At 66.2% G+C, this 6,992-nt stretch carries 3 protein-coding genes and 3 pseudogenes; 3 read left to right on the plus strand and 3 right to left on the minus strand.

Features of this window, described 5'->3' with window-relative positions; translation table 11 throughout:
* Positions 1 to 101: 101 nt before the first annotated feature.
* The 3 genes and pseudogenes from IF89_RS45220 to IF89_RS43260 form a co-directional block, all read left to right on the plus strand.
* A pseudogene (locus IF89_RS45220) lies at positions 102 to 242 on the plus strand (IS110 family transposase); the annotation flags it as partial.
* A 313-nt stretch (positions 243 to 555) separates the two neighbouring features.
* Positions 556 to 852, plus strand: coding sequence for a hypothetical protein (locus IF89_RS46470; RefSeq protein WP_158718050.1), 297 nt, complete (start codon positions 556 to 558; stop codon positions 850 to 852).
* A gap of 1,237 nt (positions 853 to 2,089) precedes the next feature.
* The gene (locus IF89_RS43260; protein ID WP_234327992.1) at positions 2,090 to 2,893 is read left to right on the plus strand and encodes an alpha/beta fold hydrolase; all 804 of its coding nucleotides are present in this window, start codon (positions 2,090 to 2,092) and stop codon (positions 2,891 to 2,893) included.
* Between the two features lie 787 nt (positions 2,894 to 3,680).
* Here IF89_RS43260 and IF89_RS0133735 read toward each other — a convergent pair.
* From IF89_RS0133735 to IF89_RS49845, 3 genes and pseudogenes are all read right to left on the minus strand, one after another.
* Positions 3,681 to 3,896, minus strand: coding sequence for a hypothetical protein (locus tag IF89_RS0133735; RefSeq protein ID WP_158718051.1), 216 nt, complete (start codon positions 3,894 to 3,896; stop codon positions 3,681 to 3,683).
* 442 nt (positions 3,897 to 4,338) lie between these two features.
* Positions 4,339 to 5,185, minus strand: a pseudogene (locus IF89_RS38875) (transposase).
* A gap of 1,579 nt (positions 5,186 to 6,764) precedes the next feature.
* Positions 6,765 to 6,891: pseudogene (locus IF89_RS49845) on the minus strand (IS110 family transposase); the annotation flags it as partial.
* Between the last annotated feature and the right edge of the window lie 101 nt (positions 6,892 to 6,992).

Genomic DNA, 6,992 nt, shown 5'->3' on the forward strand with positions numbered 1-6,992 from the left:
CCCGCCGCCTGACAACGGAATCCACCCCGACCTGGCGCGGTGCGTGAACCACCCTCAACACGGCAATCTGGGATGAAACAACGGGATGAAACGCCCTCTAAGACCGGCAAAGAGCCCGCGGCAAAACCCACACCCAGGCCCTCCTCCGGCTCGCCCGCCAACGCATCAGCGTCCTGTCCGCCATGCTCCGAGACGGCACCTCCTACGAATCCCGAACCCCCACCACCACCCTCGCCGCATGACCACCCCAAACAACCCCACACCCGGCACCACGTCCTTGACGAAGGACATAGAGACACCCCCGTCACCGCAGCTTCGCTGAGTCATGACGGCCCCCGGGGAGCATCACACCCCAGCGACCAGCAGCGCTAATGATCACCCAGACTTTGCACCAGCCCTGCCGCAGCCCAGCACCGACCGGACGGCCCAACAGTCGAGCTGAATAGGGGACGCCTTGCCGGAGGGAAGCGGCAATGATCTCAAATGTTCGCTGAGCGGAACCGAACGTACGCCCCGATCCGCGAATTACAGCTACCACCATGAGGGAGAAAGCACATGCGAGCTGTCCGTATTGCTATCGTCGGGCTAAGTCTTGGGCTTGCGGCGGTCATTTCCGCAGGAGGTGCAGCCGGGGCCACCGAAATTCACACAGGAAAAATTCCGGTCGTTCAGTCCGCGACGAATGCGGTTATTTTCGTAGGTCGCGGTACAACCGAAGAGGTGGCAACGGCTGACGCAGAAGCCGCTATGGCAGCCCGGTGCCCGAATGGCGTCGAAATATTCCGCGAGCCGCAGAAGCTCGGGAAGGACAACTGGATCGTCACGATCGTTGCCGACTGCCGAATGACCTGACAGCGCAACTGCGACGCACACGCCTGCTATTCCAAACGCCCCCAACTCGGCAGAAGGAAATGATATGAGAAGCAAATTTCTAGTGCTGACCGCTGCGGCGGCTGCCCTGGCAGGAGGCCTTACGCTTCCCGCAGCAACCGCTGCATCCGCTGAGGACCGACTCTCTCAAGCAGCGACTATCACGCCCGCAGGAGCAACCTACTACGTCCTATACAATTCACCGGTTTTCAAGGTCCCCGCCTATCCTGCGCCAGAGGTAGGGACCGTACGTGCAAACACCTACGTTGCTGGTTTCGAGACTGCAAGAGACATTACTGGTCGCTCGTACACGCGAATCAGCTACGAATCGCCTGAGGGGGTAAAAATTGAGGGATGGGTTTGGAGCAGTTCTCTTGAGCAATAGCGGTCAATGGATGTCACGCGCGTGTGATGGTTAATATGTAAGAGGGCGGGGCCCCGAACTAAGTCCCCGCTCCTCTTCCCGGGTCTCACGTGCGGCCTGCCGGTCCCGCGGATCACGACTTACACATCTACTTCGCTTGATTTGGCTCCAACTACGGGGCATCTGTGGTGACTGAAAACCAGTCAGTCACCACTCCGTCGATGCTTGCCACTAGAACGCGGCTCAAGCAGCTATGTACTGTGAATTCGTGTGGGATTCGGGTAGTGCCTGCGCAGCTGTGGTGCGCAAATCCTCGCCCCGCCTGACCCTGTTACTGTTGCATCGCATCCCGGACTTGTAGCCCTCACTGGTTGTCGGCGTGATGACCATAAGGGGAATAATCGCCGCCGATGGCCGGTCGCGCCGAGAGGCTAGCATGTATGACACCGGGAATATTTGGATGGCGCGTAAGTGGCTGCATAAATGCGTGCCATCGACTACTGCCTTTCCGTTAGTATAATCAGGCTGACGGAACGCCCGTGCCAAACTTTGCCAGCCTCGGGCCAATACTCCCAGCACAGCAACTGACGCATCCGGCCCGACAGGATGTTTCCGCAGTCGGCAGGGCGGCGGTCGGCCACTCAACGAAATGTGGGATTTACCCGTTCCCAGCACAGTGGTCGGGTCGGCTGCCAAGGCAGACATCAGGCCTACGGAGCCTTGGCTGCACGAGATCGCATTGGGGTTCATATTTCCCAGTGTGCTACAGCTAGAACGGCAGTGGAGCGCGATTATGGGTCTACGCGCTCAAGAACCGATTGTCGAGAGGTATTCATGCGAGGTAGTCGAATTTTCATGTCTCTCGGAGCGGCCGCCGCCATTGCTGCGATGACCGTTCCAGCCTGGTCGGCAGGGGCTTCCTCCTCCGGGGAGACGGATGGTAAAAAGCCTACGCTGGTCCTTGTCCACGGTGCCTTCACTGATTCGTCAAGCTGGAACCACGTAGTGCAAGAGCTTCAAGGGCGTGGCTACAGAGTGCTTGCCCCTGCCAATCCGCTGCGAGGTCTAGCGGAGGACTCTTCCTACCTATCGAGCTTCCTGAAGGGGATCGAGGGCCCGATAATCTTGGTTGGCCACTCGTATGGCGGCGAGGTCATTGGCAATGCTGCTGCAGGTGAACCGAAGGTAAAGGGACTCGTTTACGTGGCTGCCATCGCGCCGGACATTGGAGAGAGCGCGAACGACATACTCGGCGCCTTTCCGGGGAGTGTCCTTCCCGACGCGACGACCACTCTCCCGTACTCGGATCATAAGGGAGAGGTCGGGACAGATCTCTATGTTAAGCCAGAGAAGTTCCGCGAAGCCTTTGCTGGTGATCTTCCTGCAGCTCAGACCGATGTGATGGCGGCGATTCAGCGGCCTATAGAGGCATCTAGCCTGGGCGACTCCAGCACTCACGCCGCCTGGAAGGAGATACCCTCGTGGTATCTCGTTGCAAGTGAAGATAAGGCAGTTCCTCCTGATGCCCAGCGCTTCATGGCACAAAGGGCTATGTCGCAGATCACTGAGGTGAGTGCGGCACACGCGGTAGCGGTTTCGCGCCCCGATGCCGTGACACAGGTGATCCTCGATGCGATTAGGACAGTTAGGGGGTCGTAACGCGTCTTGATGGGCAACTGTGAATCGTTCGGCTCTTCCAGATGTAGAGCGTGATCGGTGAGGTCGCAGATCTGAGCTGACGGAGGGGTCGGTGTCCGGCTCGGCTGTAAAGTCGGCGTTTTCAGCATTTTGATCTTGTAGTTCGCGGCCCTCGGCGCTTCCGTTGCGGTGGGGCGGTGACCGCGGCACCGACCGGAGCGGTCGGGCTCGAGCCCTGTCGTGAAGGAGTGCAGGAACGGCAGGCCGGCCGCGCGGGACTGAGCGATCCAGCCGGTCAGTGCGGCGGCGTTGCCGGTGGCCGGGGCGGGCAGCTCAGTGAAGGGTGCGAATCTGTGTGGCCGGTACGGTCACCTGAGGCGGGCGTCGGCGAGTTGGTCGTGCAGGGTCTGCTGCTGTGGGTCCGGTCGGTCGGGGCGGGTGGTGAGCGGCCGATGACGCGGGCGGCGTGGTCGGCCTCGCTAACGGCCGGGTTGATGGAGCGGGCCAAGGGGTTCGCGTTTCCGGTGCGACCCGTGTCCCGGATCTCTTCAAGAAGGTGAGTGGTCGGGGGACGCAGGATCCTCGTTTGCCGCCTTCCGAGGTGGTCGCGGTAGGGCTCGGCCGATAGGCGGGGGTGCGGATCAGGCGATAGGGCTCGGCGTACCGTGCGTAGCGTTTGACGGTGTCCAGGGCCAGGCCCAAGGGCGGTCCATGAACTGCACAATCGCCCCAAGGGCGGCATGGGCGAAGCCTTCCGCGCCGTCCTGGCACATCACCCGCACGCCGGGATGCTCACGCAGCCAGGCCGTCACCGTCGACGACCGCTGGTCGGGCAGCACCTCGATCCGCCCGCCGTGTCCGCATCAACGATAACCGTGGCGTCGCCGCGGCCGACCGCTGCTTCCCCGTCGTGGGCGAGGCCCTGGTCGGCCAGGGTTTCGGCGGCCCTACGGACGTCAGGCGGCCTGCCGGCATCGATGCCGTACCGCTCGGCGTACTGGCTGGTGAAGGAAAGCAGGAGCATCACGGCGGTCGAAGCGGTCAGCGTCAGGTAGGCCCAGCGGCCGGTCTGCTCGCTGAGGACGTGCCGCCCTCGTCGGTGAGCACGGGATGGGTGCCCTCACGCAGCCGCCACACGGCCGCCCACCTCCTCCCAATGCGCCTCCCGGGCGGCGGCGTGCTGCCCCAGCCACAGGTGGGCGGCCACCACCAGGTGCAGGGTGCCCTGCTGGCCGACCGCGGCCCGAGCGAGCGTCGGTTCCCGGCTGCTCGGTGACCAGCCCGGGCGCGGTTAGTAGCGACGACGGCCCCAGCGGAGCTCTCAGGACGAGGGCATTGTCGAGCGGGCCCGTGTAGGCGAGGGCGTTGAAGCCGCCCTTGATCGTACGGGCCAGCACGGAGCCGGGCAGCACCCGGCTGCAGGTGGACACCGAGCCCAGCAGCGGCTTAGAGCGTCCGCCAGTAGGTCATCGGAGGCGGGGTGTGCGGGGTCGGGTGTCCCAGCGGTAGTGCGTGCGTCCAGGCCCGGCGGATCAGGTGGCGGACGGTGACGAATATGCAGGCCAGGGCGATGTAGAACTCGACCGCTGTCTTGCGTCGTTCGGTGCAGCGGCGGAGTTTGCCGAAGTTGTTGAGCCAGGAGTTCGTGCGCTCGACGACCCAGCGGCCGCCGGCCTGGATCGAGACCTTCTCTCCACGCGGGGTGATCCGTGCGGCGATGCCGCGTGCGGCCAGGTCATCGCGGACGGGCCGGTAGTCGTAGCCGGCGTCCAGACCCGGCCGCGGGTGTTGCGGCAGGGGCCCCGAAGCGTCCCCGAGCCTGCTGTAGGCGTCCAGCGCGGCCGGCAGCAGAGTGTGGTCCCGGGTGTTCGCGGACGCCGGTTCGGTGACCAGGGGTATGTCCTGGGCTTGGGTTAACTGCGAGCGCTTGAGGCCCTGTTTGCCGCGGTCGACCGGGCTTCTTCCGGCGCCCCCGGGAGCTTGGGTGGTGCATCCGTCGGCGACGAGGTGGTCCAGGTCAAGGCCGATCATGCGGTCGTAGGCGGACAGGACCAGCAGCCGCAGGTCCTCCATGACTCCGAGCTTGATCCATTCGTCCCGGCGACGCCGCAGCGCCGTGGCAGAGCAGTGCTCGTCGGCCGCGCGTTCGTATCCGCAGCCGAAGACGAGGACCTGGACCAGGCGGTCGAAGACGACCTCGTCCGCTATCCGCGGGTTGTGACAGCCGAGCGGATGCCGGTCCTCACGCTCGGGCAGCAGCGTCAGGAACTGGTCGCGGACGGGCTTGAGCAGGCATGATGGGACAGCAGGCACGGACACCTCGAGTGATCATGAAGCGCGAAGAACTCCATGATCGGGGACCGTGCCTGCACCACTTCACCCGCCTACCGGCGGACGCTCTTATAGGTGCCGGGGGCGCCTCGCTCGTCGGCGGCACGGCGAGCCAGGCCCGGATCACCGTGTTGTCCAGGAACGGGGCGGCCAGCTCGATGCCATACCCGGGGAGCGCGAGCGCCTTCCACCGGACGCTGTCGGCGCCGACCCGCGCGAGGTGTTGCCGGTCGGGCCGCTTCTCGAGCCGGGGCAGGGCGTCGGTGAGCGCGCCTGCGGCCCCGTCCACGGCGGAGGCCGGTCTCAGCCAGGCGTCGTGGTAATGCAGTACGCCGAGGCCAGCAGCGGCGTCCAGGCGAGCAGACGCTGGCCTGGGGGAATCCAGGCCGGCGCAGTTCGGCGGCCGTCTGCCACCATGCCCGGCCAGATCGACCTTGGAGGCCGGACGGACGCAGCCGAGCACCTGGAAGGCGGGAGTGTGCCGCGGCCGGGCGCGGGGCCGTGCTGCCGAGCCCGCCGGTGCCTGCGCTCGCCAGCAGCCGGCGGTGTAGGTCCAGGTTCGCGCCGCCTGCGCCAATGAGGAGACGTCCTTTCGTTCAGCATCGTGCGTATGTGGGCCGTCATCGGCCCGATTGCCGTCACGGGCATCCGCGAGGTAGTACGAGGCGCGGACAGCAGCGGCGCCGGCGGCCGCGCCAGTGAAGTGCACTCCCGGGCCCGTACGGTGCGTCCCGGCACGGTGGCGCCCTACGGGCCACGAACGCGAGGTCGTCGTCACGCAGGCGTTCGTCAGCCAAAGTCACTGGGCCACTGGGCCGCGCTGGGCGGCCAGGCAGGCGAGCGTGGTGAAGTCCAGCTCCCGGCAGGTCCGCGCTGACCGGTCGGCCGTCGATCCTGGCGGCGACTGCCTCGGCGAGCGCGGCCCGCACCACCCGCGCCTGCTCCGCAGGTCCACCGGCTGGTCGGAGACAGGCTCGTACCGCTTCACCGACGCCGCGCCCGGGCCGGGCAGCAGCAGATGCCCGCCGGGGACGCGTCGCACGTCCGAAACAGGCTCCGGTCGGCGAGCACGTCGGGCTGCTCGAAGGCGAGATGGGCGGCGAAGGCGGTAGCGTCGATGGAGACGCCGTCCAGTGCGGTGAGCGCGGACGCGGCGGTCGACCACCGCGTGTCGGCCGCCTGGGTCCGGTAGTCACCGGGTGCTGCCCGGCCAGGTCCCCGATCACCGCCAGGCTCTCGCCGCTGCGGGCGACGACGAGGTAACGAGCCGGCCAGCGGGTCAGCGCCCGCCAGGCCTTCGCCCGTACGACCGGGGGCGTGCCCTGGAGCTGGGCGTCGTCGGCGCCGCCCTCGCCGACCAGTAGCAGCGCCACGCGGCCGTCGCCCACCGCGACGCGGACCCACGCGGTGGGCGACCCGCACGTCCGCGCCCCCTCACGGCCGGGGATCGCCCGGCCTCCGGCGGGCCGCCGGTGGCTCCCGGCGCCTCGTACCACCCCGCAGCTCGTAATGTCTTTCGCGGTCCTGCAATGGGGCTGCTGGCATTCGGGCCCGGTATGGCAGATCGCAAGAGGTGCGGCATGCCGGGCGGCGTCTGCGATCACCGCCGCGTCCTTCGCGTCGGTTTTTGCCTCGCCCGGGAAGAGGTGGTAGCGGTCGGCGGTCCGCCGCATCGCGCGTTTGGGCAAGTTGAGGTGACCCCTGGGGTGTGGACACTCTGACAATGGATCTTGTGGGTCCGAGGAAGGGTGTCCTGGTGGGACGTAGGTCTCCGTATCCGGAGGAGTTC

It is taken from the genome of Streptomyces sp. NRRL F-2664, assembly GCF_000719345.1.
Taxonomy (GTDB): Bacteria; Actinomycetota; Actinomycetes; order Streptomycetales; family Streptomycetaceae; genus Streptomyces.

What these genes read in the sequence shown, in the direction of transcription:
- IF89_RS43260 (WP_234327992.1), top strand. Translation starts at nt 2,090, where the DNA reads ATGTCTCTCGGAGCGGCCGCCGCCATTGCTGCGATGACCGTTCCAGCC.
- IF89_RS46470 (WP_158718050.1), top strand. Translation starts at nt 556, where the DNA reads ATGCGAGCTGTCCGTATTGCTATCGTCGGGCTAAGTCTTGGGCTTGCG.
- IF89_RS0133735 (WP_158718051.1), bottom strand. Translation starts at nt 3,896, where the DNA reads ATGCTCCTGCTTTCCTTCACCAGCCAGTACGCCGAGCGGTACGGCATC.